We start from the raw sequence: 20489 nt of genomic DNA, 5'->3' as shown, positions 1-20489 counted from the left end.
GCATGCGGACGGACCGGGCCACGAACGGCGAAGTACCGCCGACCGCACAGGAGTCGGTGGAGGCGGACACCGCCGGAGTGGAGGTGGCGCCCGTCGCCGGACACATCGGCGCCGAGATCTCGGGAGTCGACCTGACCGAGCCCCTCGACAACGCCGTGGTCGCCGCGATCAGAACGGCCGTCCTGCGCTGGAAGGTGGTGTTCTTCCGCGGCCAGCGGCTGGACCACGCCGGGCACATCGCCTTCGCGCGCCGGTTCGGCGAGCCGGTCGTCCTCGGCCGGCGCGGTGGCGCCTCACCGCCCGACTTCCCGGAGGTCGAGACGACCGCCGACCGGCTGGAGCTGGGCGGTCGCTACGGCATGGAGCACGCCGAGTGGCTGGAGCGGCGCCGCCACTCGTTGCTGCGCGGCTGGCACTGCGACCATGGCGCGCGTATCGACCCGCCCGCCGCGACGATCCTGCGCGCCGAGACGGTACCGCCGTACGGAGGTGACACCACCTGGTCCAACCTGGCCGCCGCGTACGCCGGACTCTCCGCGCCCGTACGGGAGTTCGTGGACGGCCTCAGGGCCGAGCACCGGCTCGGCGTCGGCTACCAGGCGCGGCCCGGCGACGACGCGTACCTCCGGCATCTGCTGGACCACCAGACCGCCTCGGTGCACCCGCTGGTGCGGGTCCACCCGGAGACGGGGGAGCGGGTGCTGTTCGTCAACGGCTACTACCTCGAACAGATCGTGGACGTCTCCCGGGCGGAGAGCCGGCTGCTCCTGGAGCTGCTCCTCGAACAGGCGACCAGGCCCGAGTACACGGTCCGATTCCGCTGGGAGCCCGGCAGCGTCGCCTTCTGGGACAACCGGGCCACCATCCACCTGGCCCCCAGCGACAACGCCCACCTCGGCCACCCCCGGGTCATGCACCGCGTGATGCTGACCGGCGACATCCCGGCCGGTGTGGACGGCAGGCCGTCGGAGCCCATCACCGGCACCGAACCCGGGCGGTGGTGAGGGCACTTCAGCCGGTGGCCGGCTGCCAGCCCAGCGCGGGACCGAGGCGGGTCGCGATGTCCGTGAGGATCTGGACGTAGTCCTCGTGGCCGAAGGTGAACGGCAGCGCGAAGGCCACCTCGTCGATCTCCTGGAACGCCACGTGCGCGTACAGGCGTTCGGCGATCTCCGCCGATGTGCCGACGAGGTCCGGCGCGAACATCAGCCGTGCCGGACCCTGCGGGGACGCGGTCCGCGGCAGCCGCTTCGCCGCGTACTCCTCGTACTTCGCGCGCTGCTCGGGTGAGGCACTGTCGGTGGGGATGACGACGAGGCCCTGGGAGACCCGGGCCCGGTCGCCGTCCGGGTGGTGGGCCCTGAAGGCCCGGACGCCCGCGAGCTGGATCTCGGCGAAGTCCGGCGACTCCTCGTCGCCCTCGGCCTTGACGACACTGCTGGTCAGGAAGTTCATACCGTGCTCACCGGCCCACTGCGCCGACCGCAGACTCCCACCGCCGTACCACAGCCGGCTTCCGAGCCCCGGGGAGTGGGGCTGCACCCGGTCGGAGAACACCTCGAACCCCTGCACCCCGCTGAAGTCGCTGGCAGCCTTCCCGCGTACGTGGTCCAGCAGCCGCTCGACCCGCTGGTAGCTGAAGTCCTCGGTGTCCGCCGTGTCGGGGTAGAGGGCGCCCTTGACGTGGTCGTAGTTCATCGGCGGGCCCACACTCAGACCCGGGTTGAGCCGGCCACCGGAGAGGATGTCGACGGTCGCCCAGTCCTCCGCCAGGCGCAGCGGGTTCTCCCAGCCGAGCGGGGTGACGGCGGTGCCCAGTTCGATCCGGCGGGTGCGCTGGGAGGCAGCCGCGAGAACGGCCACCGGGGAGGAGATCCCGTACTGGAGATGGCGGTGGCGCAGCCACGCGCTGTCGAAGCCCAGCCGCTCACCCAGCTCGATGATCTCCAGCGTCGACTCGTGCCCCGCCCGCGGATCGTCTCCGTCGAACAGCCCGATGGTGAGAAACCCCAGTTTGCGCAGCGGCTGTGAGGGGGTGGGCACGGGCTCCTCCAACGATCGTCGTACGGACGTTCACACATCGCCGATTGTGCCAGGCGGCCTGGTCAGCGGAATGACCACCTCGTCCTCGACCGGCGGATCCAGCTCCTGCCTGAGCTTGCCGGTCGCGGAGAAGCAGCGCAGCCGGACTTCCTCGGGGGACACGTCGAGGCGCAGGAAGCTCTTGAAGAACGGTGGGCTGTACGTCGCCGAACCGGGCGAGAACAGCTGTGTGTACGCCTTCCGGACCGGGAGCCGCAGATGCCGGGTGCGGCCGGGACGGCGGGCCGTGCCCAGCAGACCGGCGACCAGCCGGATGCGCCAGGTCAGCCGGACGGGCTCGCCCGGGGCCCGCGTCGGACGAATGCCCAGGCGCTCGGCGACCACGGCCGCCGCCTCGGCCTCGGTGAGGGTGAAGAAGCGGCGCAGGTGCAGCCGACGGCCGTAGACCCTGCTGTAGAAGGCCAGCGAGTCGCCGCGCAGGGGGTAGCAGCGGAAGTCGTCCTCGGTGACGTCGGCGACCGAGACGCGCTCGATGGTGTGGGTGGCGTGCATGAACGCACCGCCGCCGCCTGAGACCACATACTGGATGGTCCGGCCGTGCACGACCACCGGATAGCGCTGGTAGTTGTGGATGTCGCCGCCTATCGCGGCCACGAAGTTCCGCTCCGGATCGCGGACCAGGTCGTCGACCGTGCCGCCGCCCTCGATCGGGCAGGGGTGGTGCTCCCCGTCCACGTAGAGGGGCGACCCGGTGACCAGGATCTTCGGGACCGGACCCGAGGAGACCTCCCGCAGCCAGCGGCCCTGCTCGGCGTCGAGCGTCCCCAGCAGACCGGTGTCGATGCCTATGACGCGCACCGGTCCGGCGTCGATCGCCCAGTACGGGCCGGGCTGGACGGCCTGTTGGGCGGGGGCCGAGCGCAACTTGGCCGCCTCGGCCAGGCGTTGCTCGTCGACGGCGCTCGGCCGGTGCCACAGGAGCGAGCGCAGCCAGGCGGGGGTGAGCGGGCGGGGCGCGGGGGCCGCCGCGAGGGGCGGGGCATCGCAGAACACACGCATGAACCCGTTCAGGTCCTCGTACCAGTCGTGGTTGCCCGGTATCGCGTAGATGGGCGCCGGGTAGTCCTGGTAGGGGCGGAAGAACTTGGTGCCGTAGTCGTCGGTCGCCCCGACGGGGTAGATCACGTCACTGGCGAGCACGGTGAACGCCGTGTTCTGACTCATCGTCAGAAAGCCTGGTACGACAGCGTATTGGGGTGCGTCGCCCTCGCCGGTGTCGCCGATGACCATGAAGGAGAAGCGGTCCGGGTCGCTGCGCCGGATCACCTTGTCGGCGGGAGCGCCCGCGGCTGTCCGCTGTTCGGCCCAGCGGCTTCGGGTCCGGCCCGTGGGGTCGCCGAACCAGGAGGCCAGCACGCCGTTGCGGGCGGGCCACAGCGTCCGGGGGTTGAGCCATGAGAGCTTCTCGACCCGACGCGGCATCAACTCCGGGTAGCTGCCCGGTTTTTCGAGGCCCCAGCCGGCGCCCTCCGGGGTGTCGCGGGAGGAGTGAGTCCGTGAAGAGTCAACCATCGGGGCACCGTAGCAATGTCCTACAGGCGAAGATCCGTCCGGGGCGGGGCCGGTGTCCGCTGCCGGCTGGGAGAGCGCTGTCCCGTGTCCGGGGCCGCCGGCTGCTGCGGTATCCGCGCTGTCCGGTGTGTCTGCCACGTGGGTTCCTGCCGGGGGCTCCTTGCGCCCCACTCCCCGTCGCCGAGCACCAGCAGCGGGTCGAACATCACCACGACCGCGGCGAGCAGCAGGAAGATGATGGGGCCGATCAGCATCGGCAGCAGCAGCGAGGTCGGTGAGTCGCCGGCCCAGGTGTTGGCGGACGTCTCGTGCAGATGCACGCTGACGGCGGCCATACCCGTGTAGTGCATACCGCTGACGGCCACACCCATCACCAGACTCGCCCCGAGGCTGGTCAGGAAGCCCCGGATGGAGACGGCCGCCCACAGCGCGGCGGTCGCGGCGACGATGGCGATCACCAGGGAGAGCCCCACGGTCACCGCGTCGTAGTGGATCGTCCCGTTCAGATGGAGCGCCGCCATACCGAGGTAGTGCATCGCGGCGACGCCCAGACCGGTCACGATGCCGGCGGCGGAGAGCGCGGCGGGCGTGGCGCCGCGATAACCGACGACGAACACGCCGATACCGACAACGACGATCGCGACGGCGAGGCTGGTGACCGTCAGCCCGATGTCGTAGCGGACCGCAGTCTCCTCGACCTGGAACCCGATCATCGCGATGAAGTGCATGGTCCAGATTCCGCACCCGATGGCCGCCGCCCCCAGTGCCAGCCAACCCGGTTTCCATGAGTCCTGGTTGAGCAGCGTTCTGACCACGCAGCGCAACCCCAGGGCGCTTCCCAGGCAGGCCATGATGTAGGCGGCCACAGGTGTGACGAACCCGTAACTGAACCCGTCAATTGTTCCCTGCATATGCCAAATCCCCCCGAGACGCAATACGTTGAGAGGTGAAATTCTCTCCGCATGTGCGCACAAAGCAAGCAGTTACCGCGGGTACTCGGTGAATTTTGTTTGACTGATGGTCAAGATCGGTCGATAAGGGATGAAGTTCGGCCGGAATTATTGGTTCCGCTGGCGATGCTGCCGATTGACCCGCTGATAGCTATGCTGCGCGCCAAAGCGTTCAAACGAACATTCCGGTGCGCGCGTACGTCGGTGCGTCCGGACGTGAGGGAGCGAGCGGAATGCGCGAGCCGGTCGAACTGAGGCGGCAGCGGATCCTGGCCGCCGTGCGGGCGCGCGGCGCGGCCCGGGTGACCGATCTCGCCGCCGAGCTGGAGGTCTCGGTGGTCACCGTCCGCCGGGACGTGGAGGAACTCGCCCGCGAGGGCAGGCTGCGGCGCGGCCACGGCATCGCACGCTCCACCCTCCCGGTGCCGGACACCCGGTCCGCGCCGGTCACCGCGTCCGGGGACGGCGACACCGTCGTCGTGGTGGTACCCGCCCGCCACTCCTACCTCTACGAGACCCTGCACGGCGCCCGCCCCGTCCTGGAGGAGGCCGGCGTACGCATCGCTCTGCACATCGCCCCGCAGGTCGCGGGCGCGGAACAGCCACTGGTGGAGCGGGCGTTGGCGGACGGTGCCCGGGGTGTGCTGATCGCCCCCCGCTGGCGCGCCCTCGCCGCCGAGAAGGCCGACGCGAAGTGGCTGTGCGGGCTCGGCGTACCGACCGTCCTGATGGAGCGCAGACCGCGCCCCGGCGGCGCACTGCACGCTCTGGACTCCGTCTGCTCCGACCACTGGTACGGCGCGCATCTCGCGGTGGAACACCTGGTCGCCCTCGGTCACCGCAGGATCGTCTTCGCCGCCCGGGACGACAGCCCCACCGCACGGGCCCTGCGTGCCGCCGTCACCGAGATCGCCGGAGCCCATCCGGAACTCGACGCCTGGACCCTCACTCTCAGCTCGTCCGACGCGGGCCCCGACCGCACGGCCGGCGCGGACCGTCCGGCCGTCGACCTGCCCGGCGTCCTGCGCGAACTGGACGCCACGGCGTGCGTGCTGCACGGCGACGTGGACGCGCTGATGCTGGTCCAGGACCTGGCCGCACATGGCGTCCGGGTGCCGGACGACTGCTCGGTCGTCGCGTACGACGACGTCGTGGCCGCCCTCGGCGGTACCCCCCTCACCGCCGTGTCCCCGCCCAAGGGCGAGGTCGGCCGGGCCGCAGCCGAACTGCTCCTGCATCGGTTGCGGGACCCGCGCGGCAGCGGGGCGGCGCCCGTGCGCCGGATCGAGCTGCTGCCGGAACTGAAGGTGCGCGGGTCGACACGGGCGCTGACCTCCTCGGTCTCCACACCTGACGTCGATTGAGCGTTTGACCGCTTTATTTTCTTCTGATCGATATCTTGACCGTTTTCCTTGCGCCGATCAGGATTCCCGGTAGCCGTCGGTCCGTGCTCGCCGGGACCGTGCCGAACAGCGGCTCCCGCACCGGAGTTCCCGACCACCAAGGAGCAGTCGACCCCGTATGACCGTGTCCTCGCCGGGCCCCGGCTTCCGCCCCCGTGCCGCCCTGGCCATGTCCCCCGACGCCGCGACCGCCGTCCTCGACCCCGCCGCGCTGACCGCCCTCGCCGCCGTCTGCGACCTCGCCCCGCTCCCGGTGCTCGACGACTTCGGCACCGACCGCGCACGCGAGATCCTCGCCGGCGTCGACCTGCTCGTCACCGGCTGGGGCTGCCCCGTACTCGACGCCCGCGTCCTCGCGGCTGCCCCCCGGCTGCGGGCGATCGTGCACACGGCGGGCAGCGTCCGCCCGCATGTCACCGACGCCTGCTGGGAGCGCGGCGTCGAGGTGTCGTCCGCCGCCGCCGCCAACGCCCTGCCGGTCGCCGAGTACACCCTCGCGATGATCCTGCTCTCCGGCAAACAGGTCCTGGAACGGGCCCACGCCTACGCCGCCACCCACACCCGCGACAACTGGCTGCGCACCTCCCGCACGATCGGCAACTACCGCCGGACCGTCGGCATCGTCTCCGCCTCCCTGATCGGCCGCCGCGTCATCGAACTGCTGCGCCCCCACGACTTCGACATCCTGCTGTACGACCCCTGCGTCACCGACGCGGATGTGGCCGAACTCGGTGTGGAACGCGTCGAGTTGGACGCCCTGTTCGCCCGCTCGGACACGGTCAGCCTGCACACCCCGCTGCTGCCCACCACCCAGGGCCTGGTGAGCCGCGCCCTGCTCGATGCCATGCGCCCCGGCGCCGTGTTCATCAACACCGCCCGGGGAGGCGTCGTCGACCAGGACGCCCTCACCGACGCTGTCCGGGAACGCCGCATCCGCGCCGTGCTCGACGTCACCGACCCCGAAGTCCTGCCGCCCGAACACCCGTTGTGGAACTGCCCCGACGCATTCCTCACCCCCCACCTCGCCGGTTCCCAGGGCAACGAGTGGCGCCGCCTGGCCGACCTCGCCGTCGCCGAGACGGAACACTGGGCATCCGGCGCGGGCTTCCGCCATCCCGTCCGACGCGAAAGGCTGGCCTTCCTCGCATGAGCAGCACGCCCCGCATCAGCAGCATGCCTTTCGAATTCCCGCCCGAGGACCGCGAGTCGAGCCCTCACACCGGGTACACGAGGGCCCACTGGGAGGCCGTGGCGGATGGGCTGCTGGCTGCCGCGTGGCGCTGGAGCACCCCCGGTGGTGCCCTGCTCGACCTGCCCGGCGTCCCGTCTCGCTCGGGTGTGCGTTCCGACGGGCTCGAAGGCTACGCCCGCACCTTCCTGGCCGCCGCCTTCCGCGTGGCGGGCGCGGGCGGCGACGACCCGCACGGCTGGCTCGACCGGTACGCCCAGGGGCTCACGGCGGGCACCCTCACCCCCGGCCGCGACGACACCGAGTCCTGGCCGCTCATCCTCGACCACGACGTGCAGGGCCAGCCGATGGTCGAGTCGGCCTCCGTGGCCCTCGGCCTCAGGCTGACGGCGCCCTGGCTGTGGAAACGGCTCGACTCCGCCGTACAGGACCGGGCGGAGGCCTGGCTGCGCGGCTCGCTGCGGCACTCGCCCGCCCCGAACAACTGGTACCTCTTCCCCTATACGGTCGCCGGTTTCCTGGAGTCGGTCGGGCGCGGAGACGCGGAGACGGCCAGGGCGCGTGAGCGGGCCCTGGAGCTGATGGAGACCTGGTACCGGGGCGACGGCTGGTACGCCGACGGTGACGGCCGGGCCTTCGACCACTACAACGGCTGGGCTTTGCACCTGTACCCGGTACTCGACGCCCACCTGGGCGACGACTACGAACTGTCCGCCCGCTACGGCCCCCGCCTGCGCGAACACCTCGACGGATTCGCGCTGATGTTCGGCGCAGACGGTGCCCCGATCCACTTCGGCCGCTCCCTCTCGTACCGCTTCGCCGCCTCCGCCGCCGTCGGCCTCGGCGCCCTCACCGGCCACACCCCGCTCAGCCCGGGGACGAGCCGCCGGCTGATCAGCGGCAGCCTCCGCCACTTCCTGGACCGGGGCGCCCTGACCGAGGACGGCCTCCTGACCCTCGGCTGGCACGGCCCCCACCAGGCCACCCTGCAGACCTATTCGGGCCCGGCGTCCCCTTACTGGGCCTCGAAGGCGTTCGTCTCCCTGCTCGCCCCCGCCGACGCCCCCCTGTGGACGGCCCGTGAGGAGCCCGCGCCGGTCGAGGAGTGCGACCGGGTGCTGGCACTGCCCGCACCGGGGCTGCTGGTGCAGTCGACCCGCGCGGACGGGATCGTACGGCTGCACAACCACGGCAGCGACCACGTCCGCCCGCACGAGGGCGAGACGGCGGCAGAGGACGACCCGCACTACGGCCGCCAGGCCTACTCGACGCACTCCGGCCCGACGGCCCCCGCCAACCTCGCCGACAACCACCTCTCCGTGGAGACCGGCGGCCGGGGCAGTGTGCGCCGCCGAATCCACCCGCTGGGCGCGGGTCACGGCGACGGCTGGGGCTGGGCCGCGTCCTGGCACCGCCCGGTCTTCACCGCCGGGCCGCCCATGGTGCCGGGGCTGAAGGTGGAGAGCGTGACGGTGGTACGAGGCCGCCACGAGCTTCGGGTTCACCGTGTGACCGGCGCTCCGGCCGGGGCACGCGTCACACACACGGGCTGGGCGACCGGCCCCGAGGAGGAGGTGACGTCGGCGCTGCACGGCCTGTACGGCTGGACCCCCGAGGCCGAGGAGGCACGGGCCCCGCAGGGCACCGCCTACACCCGCTGGGCCCTCGTCCCACGACTGACCGGCGAGACGTCCGGCACCTCACTGCACGTCGCCCTGGCGGCCCTCACGGCCGACCCGGAACCCCTCGTACCCGAGCGCGTCGTCTCCGGGGTGGAGGTGACCGGCACGTCGGTCGAGGTGCGGTGGGCCGAGGACGGTGCCAGAACGACGATCACCTTCGAGCCGCTGACTGTGCGGCACGGTGCGCAGGCGCCCTGAAGGGGCGCGGGGCTGCGGCGATCTGCGGCTCCGCCGCGTGGGCGTGGGCGTGGGCGCGACGAGGTTCCACCGGCCCGCGGCCGAAGAGCCACACGACGGGTGGGGGGCCTCACGGCAACAGCTTGTCCATCGCCGCAGTCCCCTCCTCCGCCAGCTTCCGCTCCGCCCAGGCGAGACTGCGCGGAGTGAGGTCACGGCCCGTCGCGAGCACCAGGTCCTCGGCCGACGCGCCGTGCTCGGCACCGGTGTGCAGCAGGGCGTCGGGGGTCGTGGTGTCGTCGGAGGGAGAGGGCGAATCGGAGTGCTGGATCGACATGGCGTCTCCTTGCTCGACCGGACTCCTACCACCATGCACAGCCCACGCCCCGAGCGCACCCCGCACCGCGCCCGGGAGCCGTCACTCGAACCGTGACGTGTCTCCCGCGCCCCGGCGCACGATCACGGCCTCGCCGCTGGAGAAGTCGATGACGGTCGTCGGCTCGGTGCCGCAGTCCCCGGAGTCGACGACCGCGTCCACGACATGGTCGAGCCGCTCCTTGATCTCCCAGCCCTGCGTGAGCGGCTCCTTCTCGTCGGGAAGCAGCAGCGTGCTGGACAGCAGCGGTTCGCCCAGCTCGGCCAGCAGGGCCTGCACGACCGTGTGGTCGGGGATGCGTACGCCGACGGTCTTCTTCTTCGGGTGCAGCAGCTTGCGCGGCACCTCGCGCGTCGCCGGGAGGATGAACGTGTAGCTGCCCGGCGTGGACGCCTTCACGGCCCGGAACACGTCGTTGTCGACCTGCACGAACTGGCCGAGCTGCGCGAAGTTCTGGCACACGAGAGTGAAGTGGTGACGGTCGTCGAGCTGCCGGATCGACCGGATACGGTCGATGCCGTCACGGCTGCCGAGCTGGCACCCCAGCGCGAAGCAGGAGTCCGTCGGATACGCGATCAGCGCGCCGGAGCGGATGCTGTCGGCGACCTGACTGATCGTGCGGGGCTGCGGATTGTCGGGATGGACGTCGAAGTACCTTGCCATCCAACGAGCTTATGCCGTCGCGCCACCGAACCCGCGCAGACCCGGACCGGCGACCGGACAGCGGGGCTCCGGTCGTACCCCCCGTGCCCGCGTCCCCTCCGGCAGCCGAGGGGTGGCTGTCGCAGAGGGGGGTGTGAGTAGCCGGACGGTTCCGGGGCACTCGGCGACCATGAACACGGCAGACGCAGCAGCAGAGGCGGGACAGGTACTCGCCGCATCGAGCAACGTACTCAATGTGATCGCCGCCTTCGCCGGTGGCCTGGTCGTGGTGACCCTGCTGATCTGGGCCGTCCGGCTGGGAGTGAAGGCCAAGGAGGCGGAGTCGCCCCGGCCCAGGCCGGAGGAGCAGCCGAGGCTGCCGGAGACCGGGCCGGTGCACGAGGAGCGGGAGATGCGCGAGCCCAACGAGGTGCCGCACACCTCGGGGGAGGAGGTGCGGATCGATCCGCACAACCTCGATTCCTCCGGCTCGAAACGTGGCGAGGACCAGACCCGCCCGCGTTGGTCGTCCGGCAGCGGCGGCCCGGGTCGGAAGTGACCCTTCTGGTGGTTCGTGCGTGACCCTGCTCCTAGAGTGGGCCGCATGGGGGAGACACCGGACACACGGCCCACCTCGGAGTTCCACGCAGGCAATTTCTCCACGGCGGACGTCGGCCGGCTCGTGGCGGCCCTGGACGCGCAGGACGGGGCCGACGGCGTACGACGGCTGCGTGCCTGGGCGCAGAGCGCGCTGGACCCACGTCCGGGCGAACAAGTGATCGACGTGGGTAGTGGCGCGGGATCGCAGACCCTGGCCCTGGCGGCGGCCGTCGGCCCGTCCGGCGACGCTGTGGGCATCGAGGCGAACCCGGCGCTGCGCGAGGTCGCCGAGCAGCGGGCGGCGGTGGCCGGCAGCACGGCCCGCTTCCTGGACGGTGACGCGCTCGCCCTCCCGCTGCGCGACGCCACGGTGGACGCGGTGTGGTGCGAACGGGTCCTGCAACACCTGTCCGAACCGGACAAGGCCGTCGGCGAGATCGCGCGGGTCCTGCGCCCCGGCGGACGCGTGGTGCTCATCGACTCGGACTGGGCGACCGCCCTCCTGCACCCCGGTGATCCCGACGCGGTGGCCGCACTCATGGCGGGAGCCCTGGCCGCGGCGGCCAACCCGTACTCCGGACGCCGGCTTCCGGACCAGCTGTCCGCCGCGGGGCTGCTGATCGACGACCAGGGCTCGCAGGCATTGCTCCAGGACAACGAGGTGGTGCCCTGGCCCCTGGTCCGCATGATGGGCGAGTCGACCGTGCGGCGCGGACTGATGACCGAGGAGCAGCGCGACGGCCTGTACGCGGCGCTGACCGAGGCCGCGGAGCGGGGTGCCCTGCACATGTCGGTGACGATGTTCGCGGTCGTGGCGCACCGCCCGGCCTGACCTCCCCCGGGGGAGTCCGTCGACGCCCGGCGTGCGGCCGGTGTCGGGTCGTGTTGCGCTGTGAGGCCGAGGCCTGCGACGACGGACCCTGTGGCGGCGTGATGTGCTGGAGTGCGACGGCTGACCTGGTGGCGGGCGTGGGTATCTCTGCCGTGGGTGTGGCGAGCGTGGCGGCGGTGGCCCGGGCGGGCCGAGGCCGCGATCTGCCGCTGGCCGCACTGCCGTTGCTCCTGGGGGCCCACCAGATCGTCGAGTCCCTGGTCTGGCGCGCGGACGGCGGAACCGGCCCGGGAACCATGCTCTGGACCGCCATCGCCCTCCCGCTGCTCGCCCTGTGGGTGCCGGCGGCCGTGCTGTGCGCGGCGCCCAGGAGGGTGAGACACCGCCTCCTGCTGCCACTGGCCGTGGGCATCATGACCAGCACGGCATTCGCGTACGACCTGGCGACCCACCGGGTGACGGCGGACATCTGCGGCCACACGGTCGGGTACGGCATCCACCTGTCCCACTCCGGGCCGGTCATCACGGGCTATCTGCTCGCCACGGTCGGCTCCCTGCTGCTCTCCGGTGACCGCCGGCTGGTGCTGTTCGGGATCCTGGCCGGGGCGGGGGCGCCGGTGTGCTGGGCGCTGTGGCGACTGGAGTTCATGTCGACCTGGTGCGCCCTCGCCGCGCTCTGCTCCCTGGTCCTGCTGGGCTGGGCACGCGGACGCCCGCTGCCAGGGCACTGACGCGACCGGTCCCCACGGGAGCCGGCCGAGCCATGGGAGCCGTACGCCCTACTCGGTGTCGGCCCCGGCTCCGACGAGGGCACGGACCTCGAACTCCTCGAACGAGGAGGGTTCCTGACGGTTCGTCAGGACCGTGCCGAGCCAGCCGAGGAGGAAGCCCGCCGGGATGGAGACGATGCCGGGGTTCTGCAGCGGGAACCAGGCGAAGTCCGCCGACGGATAGACGGAGGAGGAGGTCGACGAGACCACCGGCGAGAACACGACCAGAAGCACCGAGCAGACCAGCCCGCCGCACAGGCTGAGCAGCGCGCCCCGGGAGTTGAAACGGCGCCAGAACAGGCTGTAGAGGAGTGTGGGCAGCAAGGCGGACGCGGCGATGGCGAACGCGAGGAAGGCGAGCGTCGAGACGTTGGTCTCCCACGACAGCAGGGCCAGTGCCATCCCCAGCATGCCGATGAGCACCGCCGCCAGCCGGGCCGCGCCCAGTTCCTCGGCCTGGGTGGCGCGCCCCTTGCGGATGACCTCGCCGTACAGGTCGTGGGCCAGGGACGAGGCCGCCGCGAGGGTGAGACCGGCCGCGACCGCGAGCAGCGTGACGAAGGCCAGGCACGACAGAAGCGCGGTGAGTATCCCGCCGCCGATGGACTGGGCGAGCAGCAGGACGGCCGCGTCGCCCTTCGGATCGGTGTCGATGATGGACTCGCGGCCCACGAGGGCGGTGGCACCCAGGCCGAGGATGCCGGCGGCCAGACAGACGAAGCCGACCAGGCCCGCGGCCCACACGACCGAGGAGCGCAGGACGTTGGAGGAGCGCGGGGCGAGCAGCCGCATCATCACGTGGGGGAGTGCGGCGAGTCCGAGCACGATGGCCAACTGGAGGCTGAGGAAGTCGAGTTTGCTGGTGGTGCTCGCGCCGTAGCGCAGACCCGGTTCCAGGAACCGCTGGCCGATGCCGCTGTTCTCGGTGGCGGCGTCCAGCAGCGCGTCGAAGCTCCAGTCGAAGCGGTGCAGCACCATGACGGCCGTGACGGCGACGCCGGAAACGAGCATCACGGCCTTGACGATCTGGATGAACGTCGCGCCGGGCATACCGCCGAGCGAGGCGTACACGATGACGATGGTGCCGATGACGACGACGCACAGGGTGCGGGTCGTGGTGCTCGGCACACCCGTGAACTGGGTCAACAGGGCGACACTGCCCACGAGTTGGGCCACCAGATAGAGGCAGCAGATGGTCAGCGTGCAGAGGGAGAGGGCGAGCCGGACCGCTCGTCCGCCCTGGGGCAGCCGTAGCGCCAGGGTGTCCCCGAGGGTGAACCTGCCGGAGTTGCGCAGTGGTTCGGCGATCACCAGGATCACCATCATCCAGGCGACCGTGGTGCCGCACAGGTACAACAGCCCGTCGTAGCCGGTGAGGGCGACCAGCCCAGTACTGCCCAGCAGGGTCGCGGCCGAGAGATAGTCCCCGCACATCGCCAGCCCGTTGCGCAGCGGCGACATCTCCCGGTTGCCGAGATAGAACTCGCCGACCTCGTCGCGCTGCGGGGCGATCAGCAGTGCGGCGAAGAGCGTGACCACGACGACCGACAGGAACAGTACGAAGGTCAGCTGCCGGCTGAACGGGTCGACGACACCGGCACCGATGGTCACCACCTGCGGTACTCCCTCGCGCTCCGGGGACGGACACCGGCCTGCTCGGCCGGACGGTGCTGCCCGGTCCGAGGCTGTTCCAACTGGGCGCGCAGCTCTCGGGCGACCGGATCGAAGCTGGTGCGCATGCGCAGTACATAGCGCCAGGCGGTCACCACCATCACCAGGAACTGCCCCAGTCCGAGCGCCAGTCCGAGGGTGAAATGACCGGCGAGCGGCTGATTCATGATGCCGGGCGCGAAGTTCGACAACAGGATGTACAGAAGGAACCCGCCGACGGAGAGTGCCGTCGACACCGCCGCGAAGCGGCGATACCCCTTCCGCATTGACTGAAATTCAGGATGGCTGTGTATCAGCCGTTCCGGAGTGGGTTCGGTGTATGTCGGGCCGTATACGGGCGGCTCGTCGGGCCGCGTGAAATAACTGGACATAAACGCACCTTCTCCGCTGCATTATGTCGCGCATCCAACTCTTCCGAACGTCGGTCATCCAGCTCACTCGGGGGACGGAAAAGGCCGGAGTCACGTTCTTGTGCGGACTTGGTGGGGGAATCGCGAATCCGGACGTATCGCCGAGTGAATGGGTGACGACGGGTCAGGAAGCGGATTATGGCAGCGGTGGTCCGGAACAATCAACGGGCTGTGAATCAGTATCGAGTACTGGCTCGTTCGCGCTCTTCGCGGGCGTTTTGTCGTCCGGCTCAACCTGCGGAAATCCGCCGCGGCTGGGTACAGTCCGCACTGTCCTCACCTCGGACTGTCTCAAATGTGCTGCCAGAGAGATGCGGCGGTCACGGTGTGGAGACGTGGTGAGGGGGAAGTCGAAGGGTAGGAAGGCCGGAGCGGACACACACGGAACAGCGGAGGGGCGATGGATTTCACCACGACAGTGATCGTGATCGTCGCGGTCCTGGCAGCGGCCGCGCTGGCCGTGGCGGGCACTGTGCTGGTCCGGCTGGTCCGCACCCGCCGGGACCTGCGCCGCGCGGGGCTGCCGACGGGCTCGCGCTGGGTCTTCTGGGGCGCGGTCGCCTACCTGGTGCTCCCGACCGACCTCGTGCCCGATCCCGTCTACCTGGACGACATCGGCGTGCTCCTGCTGGCGCTGCGCAGCATGCGCAACCAGGCGCGGGAGTTCGGCATCGGAGGGCAGTCCGAATCCGCTCTGACCGACGGCCCGGACCCGGTCGGCCGCCTCGGCAAATCCGGCTGAGGAACTGACGAGGGCTCGGCTCGCGGCACCCCGCGAGCCGAGCCCTGTCGCTGTTGCGGCCCTGCTTACGCCCCGTTCGCCCGGAGCATGTCCTCGCGCTCGACAAGCTTCACGCGCTCGCGCCCCTGGGGCTCACCCAGAGCCTTCTCCGCGGCGTCCAGCCGGTGCCAGCCCTCCCATGTGGTGAAGCGGACGTCCCGCTCGCCGAGAAACGCGTCCACCGCCTGCGGGGCGGGCGAAGCCGGCTCGGGCAGACGACCGCTCGCGTAGTCGTCCAGCAGATGGGCGACGGTCTCGTTGGCGTCGCCCTTCGTGTGCCCGATCAGTCCGACGGGGCCGCGCCGGATCCAGCCGGTGACGTACGTCGACGTGAGGTGCTCGCCGGTCTCCTCGATCACCCGGCCGCCCCGGTCGGGGACGGTGCCCGACTCGACGTCCCAGGGCAGCTTGGGCAGCTTGTCGGACAGATAACCCACGGCTCGGTAGACCGCGCTCACGTCCCAGTCCTTGAAGGCGCCGGTGCCCTTGACGTTGCCGGTGCCGTCGAGAGCGGTCCGTTCCGTACGCAGACCGACGACTTGGCCGTCCTCGCCGAGGATCTCGGTGGGCGACTCGAAGAAGTGCAGGAACAGTTTGTGCGGCCGGTCGCCGATGTCGCGGATGGCCCAGTTCTCCAGTGTCTTCGCGACCATGTCGGCCTGCTTGTTGCCACGCCGCGTCGCGATGGAGCCGTCGTCGTAGTCGATGTCCTCGGGATCGACGATGACCTCGATGTTGGGGGAGTGGTCCAGCTCGCGCAGCTCCATCGGGCTGAACTTCGCCTGCGCCGGGCCGCGGCGGCCGAAGACGTGCACCTCGAGCGCCTTGTTGGCCTTGAGGCCCGCATGGACGTTCGGCGGGATCTCGGTCGGCAGCAGCTCGTCCGCCGTCTTGGCGAGAATCCGCGCCACGTCGAGCGCGACGTTGCCGACCCCGAGGACCGCGACCTTCTCCGCGTCGAGGGGCCATGTACGCGGCACATCCGGGTGTCCGTCGTACCAGGAGACGAAGTCCGCGGCCCCGTACGAGCCGTCCAGCTCGACGCCGGGTATGTCGAGGGCCCGGTCGGCCGTGGCCCCCGTGGAGAAGATCACCGCGTCGTAGAAGGCGCGCAGATCGTCCAGGTTGATGTCGCCCGGGTAGTCGACATTGCCGAAGAGGCGGACCTGCGGCTTGTCGAGCACCTGGTGCAGGGCCGTGATGATGCCCTTGATGCGGGGGTGGTCGGGGGCGACGCCGTACCGGATCAGACCGAACGGGGCCGGCATCCGCTCGAAGAGGTCGATGGACACGCCGGGCTCCGCGGCCACTGCGGACTTCAGCAACGCGTCGGCGGCGTAGATCCCGGCGGGGCCGGCTCCGACAATGGCCACCCGCAGAGGGCGAGGCATGATCAGGTTCCCTTCGAGTGATGACAAGAGATCTTCGAAGGAAGCCTAAACTAAGGCAAGCCTAAGCTAGTACGGGGGTCAGGGTTATGAGCCCATAAACTGGACTTATGGGTCTGAGGGACCCCCGTGGACACCGTGTTTCCTGAGAGATTTCTATGAATCCGCGTGGCGCTTGAACGCCCGTGAGTCCGCCTGCGTATGGAGCTGGGGACCTTTCCATGTCGAATCGGCCAGGAAGCGGAGTACTTCCGTGGGACGTAACACGCGCAGACGCCCGACAGGCCCGCGCCGCGCCACCTTCGCGGCGGTCGCCCTCATGCTGGGCGGAGGTGGACTGGTCGTGGGGAACGTGTACGCCTCGGCCACCGAAGGAGGTCAGGGCGGCGACTCGGCTCAGCGGAGCGGGACCGACCGGACGCTGTCCTCGGGAGCCGCCACGATCGACTGCCCCGATGTCGGCGACCAGTTGGCGTTCGTACCGGACGAGGCCCGGTCGGAGGTCGACAACGAACTCGCCGCCCTGGACCAGCAGATCGCCGAGGCCTATCAGCGGCTGCAGGAGTCGACGCAGGCGATGCAGCAGGACAGCGGCTTCGCCGACTCGGCGATCATGAACCCGCTGAAGGAGAAGCGCGCCGCGACCATCGAACGCATCGCCATCGCCATCGACCGGGTGGGAGACCGCCCACAGGGCATCGAGGACCTGGCGGCCTGCGAGTTCCGTGCCTCCGGCAATCAGGCCGGGGAGTGGCAGGACCAGAACGGCGACCAGAACGGCGACAGCCAGGACGGTCAGGGCAACCAGGACGGCCAGGATCAGGGCGACGACCAGGGTGACGGTCAGGGCGACGACCAGAGCGGCCAGGAAGGCCAGCAGAGCGGCAACGGTGGCCAGGCGGGGAACGGGCCGGTGGCCGACGACTTCGCGGACATCACCGCCGTCCAGCCCAACGTGCAGTTCCCGTCCCCGGAGAACAACGCCTCCCGTGGCACCTTCGCCACCAGCTGCGGTGTGAACGCGAACGGACTGTTCAACTCGGACAACGTCATCGTGGCCCCCGGCGTCTCCAACGGCGCGCACCACTTCCACGACTACGTCGGCAACCAGTCCAACGACGCGTTCGCGAGCAACGACGACCTGGCCGCGGCGCAGACCAGTTGCGTGGACCAGGGCGACAGGTCCTCCTACTTCTGGCCCGTGCTGCGCCTGCAGAACGGTGCGCAGGAACAGGACGCCCAGTCTCCCGGCGGCGGCATCGAAGGCAACGCCGGTGAGATCGTCACGCCCGCGCAGGTCACGATGACGTTCGTGGGCAACCCGCGCGGCCAGGTCGTGGCCATGCCCAAGCTGCTGCGCATCATCACCGGTGACGCCAAGGCGTTCGTCAACGGCCCCGCCAACGTCAACGCCTCCTGGAGCTGCACCGGGTTCGAGGACCGCCAGCTCAAGGACAAGTACCCGCTGTGCCCCCAGGGCAGCGACGTGGTGCGCACGTTCAGGTTCCAGAGCTGCTGGGACGGCAGGAACATCGACAGCGCCAACCACCGCACCCACGTGGCGTTCGCCGACGCCGCCGGAAACTGCGGAGACGGCTTCCAGGCGATTCCGCAGCTGGTGCAGCGCATCGTCTACGACGTGGACGCGCCGAGCCTTCAGGACGGCGGCCGTACGGTGCCACTGTTCGCGGTCGACTCCTTCCCCGAGCAGCTGCACAAGCCGGTCACGGACCACGGCGACTTCATCAACGTCTTCGACGAGGACCTGATGCGGGAGATGGTCGACTGCATCAACACCGGCCGTCAGTGCGGCGCCGGCGCCTCGAACGGCGAGGACCCGGGAAACAGCCCGGCGCCGACTCCCGACCCGCCGTCCGGTGGGACCGACGAGCCGACCGCCGACCCCACGGTCACCCCGGGCGACGACGAGACCCCGGAGCCCACGGATTCCCCCTCGGCTCCCTCGTCGGCTCACCCCTCGTCCCAGCCGAGTGCGCAGGCACCGGACCCGGCGAGCGCCACTCCCACCAAGGAGCCCGTCGAAGCGGAGCCCAGGGCGTACACGTCACCGTCGGCCACCCAGCGGGCCGAGTCGGCCGCGTCGCCGACGGACGACGCTGACGGCCAGGCAGGCGGCGTGGCGACCGCAGACGAAGGCAACGGCAACGGTGGCGTCTCCGTCCCGCAGACCGAACCGCAGGCCGTCACCGGCGATCTCGCCGACACGGGAACCCAGCTGTGGCCGGCCGCGCTCGGAGCGCTTCTCCTGATAGCCGGCTTCCTGATGCTGCGCCGCATCCGGCAGGTATCACGATGACGACCCCGGGAGCCCCTGCTCAGGGTCCCTCTGCTCAGGGCCGGTAGGACTGCTGCGGCGGCGTGTCGGTCCGGCCGCCGGTACCGGCAGCGCCGCCGACGCCCTGCATCTGCTCCGCCTGTTCCCTGGTCACCTTCTGCTCCGCCCCGCAGAAGGTGCACTGGGTCGTGTACTTCGTCGAGAAGGGGAACAGGGGCACGAAGAACAGGGTGAACTTGGTGACGCGCTTCCGGAGCGCGTGCGCGGAGGGATTCCCGCACTGGCCGCACACCAGGGTGAGTATCGCGAGCTGGTAGAGGTATCCCTTGGTGCCAAAAATGATCATGTTGTAGGTCCTGTCGTCGGTGCGTCTGTTGTCGGCCCGGCCCCCCTCAGAAGGGGGTAGTGGATTATGTGCGTCCGGTTCATTGTGGGGGCATGCCCGAACCGCGGACCTTCCCTCTGTCTCCGACCGTTGAAGGCAGTGACGCCGACCGGTTACCCGGTCAGGCGCTCATCGCCGCCTGGCAGGTCGACGGTATCTTCCGGATCCAGATGCGGTGAGGAGGACCCGCAGGCCGTCCGTCCTGGGGCGGCCCCGCAAGGAAGCCCTCGACTCTTGAACCGTGCCGGCCGCGTGCTATGAGGTCCGGCGCATTCTGAAGCCGCCCAGCCGCCACCGGGCGGCCCCCCAGGTTGCTGGGTGGCTCCAGAATGTGCCGAAACCCAGAGACCGTGTCTTGTCCCCTGGCCTCTTTGTTCTCCTGACCCTTTTTCTCCTGGGCCATTTATGCTCTCAGGGCAGCAGACCCAGGCGGCGGGCGGTCATGACCGCCTCCAGGCGCGAATGGCATCCCAGCCTGCGCATCGCACTGCGCAGATAGCTCTTCACCGTTTCGGCCCGAAGGCCGAGTTCATCCGCCACGTCGGTGTTGGTCCGCCCCAGGGCGACGCACGACAGGACGTCGAGTTCTCGCGAAGAGAGAACCGGGTCGGCGGAGCGCCGTGAGGCGGGGGTTCCGGCGTCGGCCAGCTTGTCGCTCAGCGCGGCGACCCGGTCGCGCAGGTCGTTGTCCGTGAGGTGCTGGGCGAGAACCCGTAGCTCGGCGTACGCCTCGCGGATCGTCTCCCATCGAGGGGACGTCGGTGCGGGTGCGCGGTCGGCGGCCACCCCGGACCCGTCGAGACGGCCGAGGCGGCGCGCCACCTCGTCGCGCACGGCCAGGTTCTGTTCCAGGGCGCGGGCGGTGTCCATGACGGCGTCGACCGTCCGGTCGCCCAGCCCGACGGACTGGCGGACCGCGCCGTACATCACCGCCCGCACCGTCCGGTTCACCACGACGGGAGCTGCCACGACGGCACGAATGCCCTCGGCGGCGACCATCAGGTCGTAGTGATGGCTGATCCGCTTGGAGTTCGCGTAGTCGTTGACCGCGATGGGGCGGTGCAGAGCCACCGCCTTGCCGCCCAGCCCCATGCCGAACCCGAGGGTCAACCCCATGAGGGCTCTGGTCGAGTTCCCGGCGAACTCGGTGAGCTGGGCGTGCCGCCCTCTGGTCACGACGCCGCCGAAGGTGAGATCCACTCCGGTGGTGTGACGTAACGAGTCGATGGCCCGCCTGAGCTGGCGGTCGTCGTCCGAAACGGGGGGTGGTTTCGCTGTCATGCGTTTTCCTCGGTCTGCGCGGGAACCCAGTCTGCTCCCGA

At 70.3% G+C, this 20489-nt stretch carries 19 protein-coding genes; 9 read left to right on the top strand and 10 right to left on the bottom strand.

Going from position 1 to position 20489, the window contains the following annotated elements; translation table 11 throughout:
- Positions 1-2: 2 nt before the first annotated feature.
- Positions 3-1004 carry a TauD/TfdA dioxygenase family protein gene (locus ACW4TU_RS02050; RefSeq protein WP_457423987.1) on the top strand — a complete coding sequence of 334 codons (1002 nt, stop codon included), beginning with the start codon at positions 3-5 and terminating at the stop codon, positions 1002-1004.
- A gap of 7 nt (positions 1005-1011) precedes the next feature.
- On the opposite strand, the gene ACW4TU_RS02045 is transcribed toward ACW4TU_RS02050, so the two are convergent.
- Genes ACW4TU_RS02045 through ACW4TU_RS02035 form a run of 3 tightly spaced genes read right to left on the bottom strand, consistent with a single transcriptional unit; the run spans position 1012 to position 4526 of the window.
- The gene (locus ACW4TU_RS02045) at positions 1012-2043 is read right to left on the bottom strand and encodes an LLM class flavin-dependent oxidoreductase (RefSeq protein ID WP_457423985.1); all 1032 of its coding nucleotides are present in this window, start codon (positions 2041-2043) and stop codon (positions 1012-1014) included.
- A 30-nt stretch (positions 2044-2073) separates the two neighbouring features.
- Positions 2074-3615 (bottom strand): metallophosphoesterase family protein, encoded by a 1542-nt coding sequence (locus ACW4TU_RS02040; RefSeq protein WP_457423983.1) that lies wholly within the window; start codon positions 3613-3615, stop codon positions 2074-2076.
- Between the two features lie 20 nt (positions 3616-3635).
- Entirely contained in the window at positions 3636-4526 is an 891-nt protein-coding gene (locus tag ACW4TU_RS02035; protein WP_457423981.1) for an MHYT domain-containing protein, read from the bottom strand.
- Positions 4527-4798: 272 nt separating this feature from the next.
- Here ACW4TU_RS02035 and ACW4TU_RS02030 point away from each other — a divergent pair, with 272 nt between their 5' ends.
- The 3 genes from ACW4TU_RS02030 (at position 4799) to ACW4TU_RS02020 (ending at position 9037) form a co-directional block, all read left to right on the top strand.
- Positions 4799-5929 (top strand): substrate-binding domain-containing protein, encoded by a 1131-nt coding sequence (locus ACW4TU_RS02030; RefSeq protein ID WP_457423979.1) that lies wholly within the window; start codon positions 4799-4801, stop codon positions 5927-5929.
- 157 nt (positions 5930-6086) lie between these two features.
- Complete coding sequence (locus tag ACW4TU_RS02025) at positions 6087-7118, top strand: hydroxyacid dehydrogenase (protein WP_457423977.1); 1032 nt, start codon at positions 6087-6089, stop codon at positions 7116-7118.
- The gene (locus tag ACW4TU_RS02020) at positions 7115-9037 is read left to right on the top strand and encodes a DUF2264 domain-containing protein (RefSeq protein ID WP_457423975.1); all 1923 of its coding nucleotides are present in this window, start codon (positions 7115-7117) and stop codon (positions 9035-9037) included. The genes ACW4TU_RS02025 and ACW4TU_RS02020 overlap by 4 nt, the downstream gene beginning before the upstream one ends.
- A gap of 109 nt (positions 9038-9146) precedes the next feature.
- Here the strand turns inward: ACW4TU_RS02020 and ACW4TU_RS02015 are convergent, their stop codons facing one another.
- Both ACW4TU_RS02015 and ACW4TU_RS02010 read right to left on the bottom strand, forming a co-directional pair.
- Positions 9147-9353 (bottom strand): hypothetical protein, encoded by a 207-nt coding sequence (locus ACW4TU_RS02015; protein ID WP_457423973.1) that lies wholly within the window; start codon positions 9351-9353, stop codon positions 9147-9149.
- Between the two features lie 81 nt (positions 9354-9434).
- Entirely contained in the window at positions 9435-10055 is a 621-nt protein-coding gene (locus ACW4TU_RS02010; protein ID WP_457423971.1) for an L-threonylcarbamoyladenylate synthase, read from the bottom strand.
- A 169-nt stretch (positions 10056-10224) separates the two neighbouring features.
- Here ACW4TU_RS02010 and ACW4TU_RS02005 point away from each other — a divergent pair, with 169 nt between their 5' ends.
- The 3 genes from ACW4TU_RS02005 to ACW4TU_RS01995 all read left to right on the top strand — a co-directional run bounded on the left by ACW4TU_RS02005 (position 10225) and on the right by ACW4TU_RS01995 (position 12197).
- Positions 10225-10593, top strand: a complete 369-nt coding sequence (locus ACW4TU_RS02005; RefSeq protein WP_457423969.1) for a DUF6479 family protein — start codon at positions 10225-10227, stop codon at positions 10591-10593.
- A gap of 45 nt (positions 10594-10638) precedes the next feature.
- Positions 10639-11466, top strand: a complete 828-nt coding sequence (locus tag ACW4TU_RS02000; RefSeq protein WP_457423967.1) for a methyltransferase domain-containing protein — start codon at positions 10639-10641, stop codon at positions 11464-11466.
- A gap of 101 nt (positions 11467-11567) precedes the next feature.
- On the top strand, positions 11568-12197 hold the full coding sequence (locus tag ACW4TU_RS01995) for a DUF6629 family protein (RefSeq protein WP_457430659.1): 630 nt from the start codon (positions 11568-11570) through the stop codon (positions 12195-12197).
- A gap of 48 nt (positions 12198-12245) precedes the next feature.
- Here ACW4TU_RS01995 and ACW4TU_RS01990 read toward each other — a convergent pair whose 3' ends face one another.
- Positions 12246-13850 carry a solute symporter family protein gene (locus tag ACW4TU_RS01990; protein ID WP_457423965.1) on the bottom strand — a complete coding sequence of 535 codons (1605 nt, stop codon included), beginning with the start codon at positions 13848-13850 and terminating at the stop codon, positions 12246-12248.
- Positions 13844-14200: a DUF485 domain-containing protein gene (locus ACW4TU_RS01985; RefSeq protein WP_457430657.1), complete on the bottom strand. Its 357-nt coding sequence runs from the start codon at positions 14198-14200 to the stop codon at positions 13844-13846. The genes ACW4TU_RS01990 and ACW4TU_RS01985 overlap by 7 nt, the downstream gene beginning before the upstream one ends.
- Before the next feature lie 517 nt (positions 14201-14717).
- On the opposite strand from ACW4TU_RS01985, the gene ACW4TU_RS01980 reads away from it, so the two are divergent.
- Positions 14718-15059, top strand: coding sequence for a YkvA family protein (locus ACW4TU_RS01980; protein WP_457423963.1), 342 nt, complete (start codon positions 14718-14720; stop codon positions 15057-15059).
- A gap of 65 nt (positions 15060-15124) precedes the next feature.
- Here the strand turns inward: ACW4TU_RS01980 and ACW4TU_RS01975 are convergent, their stop codons facing one another.
- Positions 15125-16489, bottom strand: coding sequence for an FAD-dependent oxidoreductase (locus ACW4TU_RS01975; RefSeq protein ID WP_457423961.1), 1365 nt, complete (start codon positions 16487-16489; stop codon positions 15125-15127).
- Positions 16490-16739: 250 nt separating this feature from the next.
- On the opposite strand from ACW4TU_RS01975, the gene ACW4TU_RS01970 reads away from it, so the two are divergent.
- On the top strand, positions 16740-18803 hold the full coding sequence (locus ACW4TU_RS01970) for a DUF1996 domain-containing protein (protein WP_457423959.1): 2064 nt from the start codon (positions 16740-16742) through the stop codon (positions 18801-18803).
- 34 nt (positions 18804-18837) lie between these two features.
- On the opposite strand, the gene ACW4TU_RS01965 is transcribed toward ACW4TU_RS01970, so the two are convergent.
- Positions 18838-19128, bottom strand: coding sequence for a zinc-ribbon domain-containing protein (locus tag ACW4TU_RS01965; RefSeq protein ID WP_457423957.1), 291 nt, complete (start codon positions 19126-19128; stop codon positions 18838-18840).
- Between the two features lie 450 nt (positions 19129-19578).
- Positions 19579-20448, bottom strand: a complete 870-nt coding sequence (locus ACW4TU_RS01960; RefSeq protein ID WP_457423955.1) for a helix-turn-helix transcriptional regulator — start codon at positions 20446-20448, stop codon at positions 19579-19581.
- Positions 20449-20489: the final 41 nt, after the last annotated feature.

Source organism: Streptomyces kryoterrae (genome assembly GCF_054072135.1).
The sequence above is the reverse complement of the archived record's forward strand: the minus strand, read 5'-3'. Positions and strand labels throughout refer to the sequence as shown.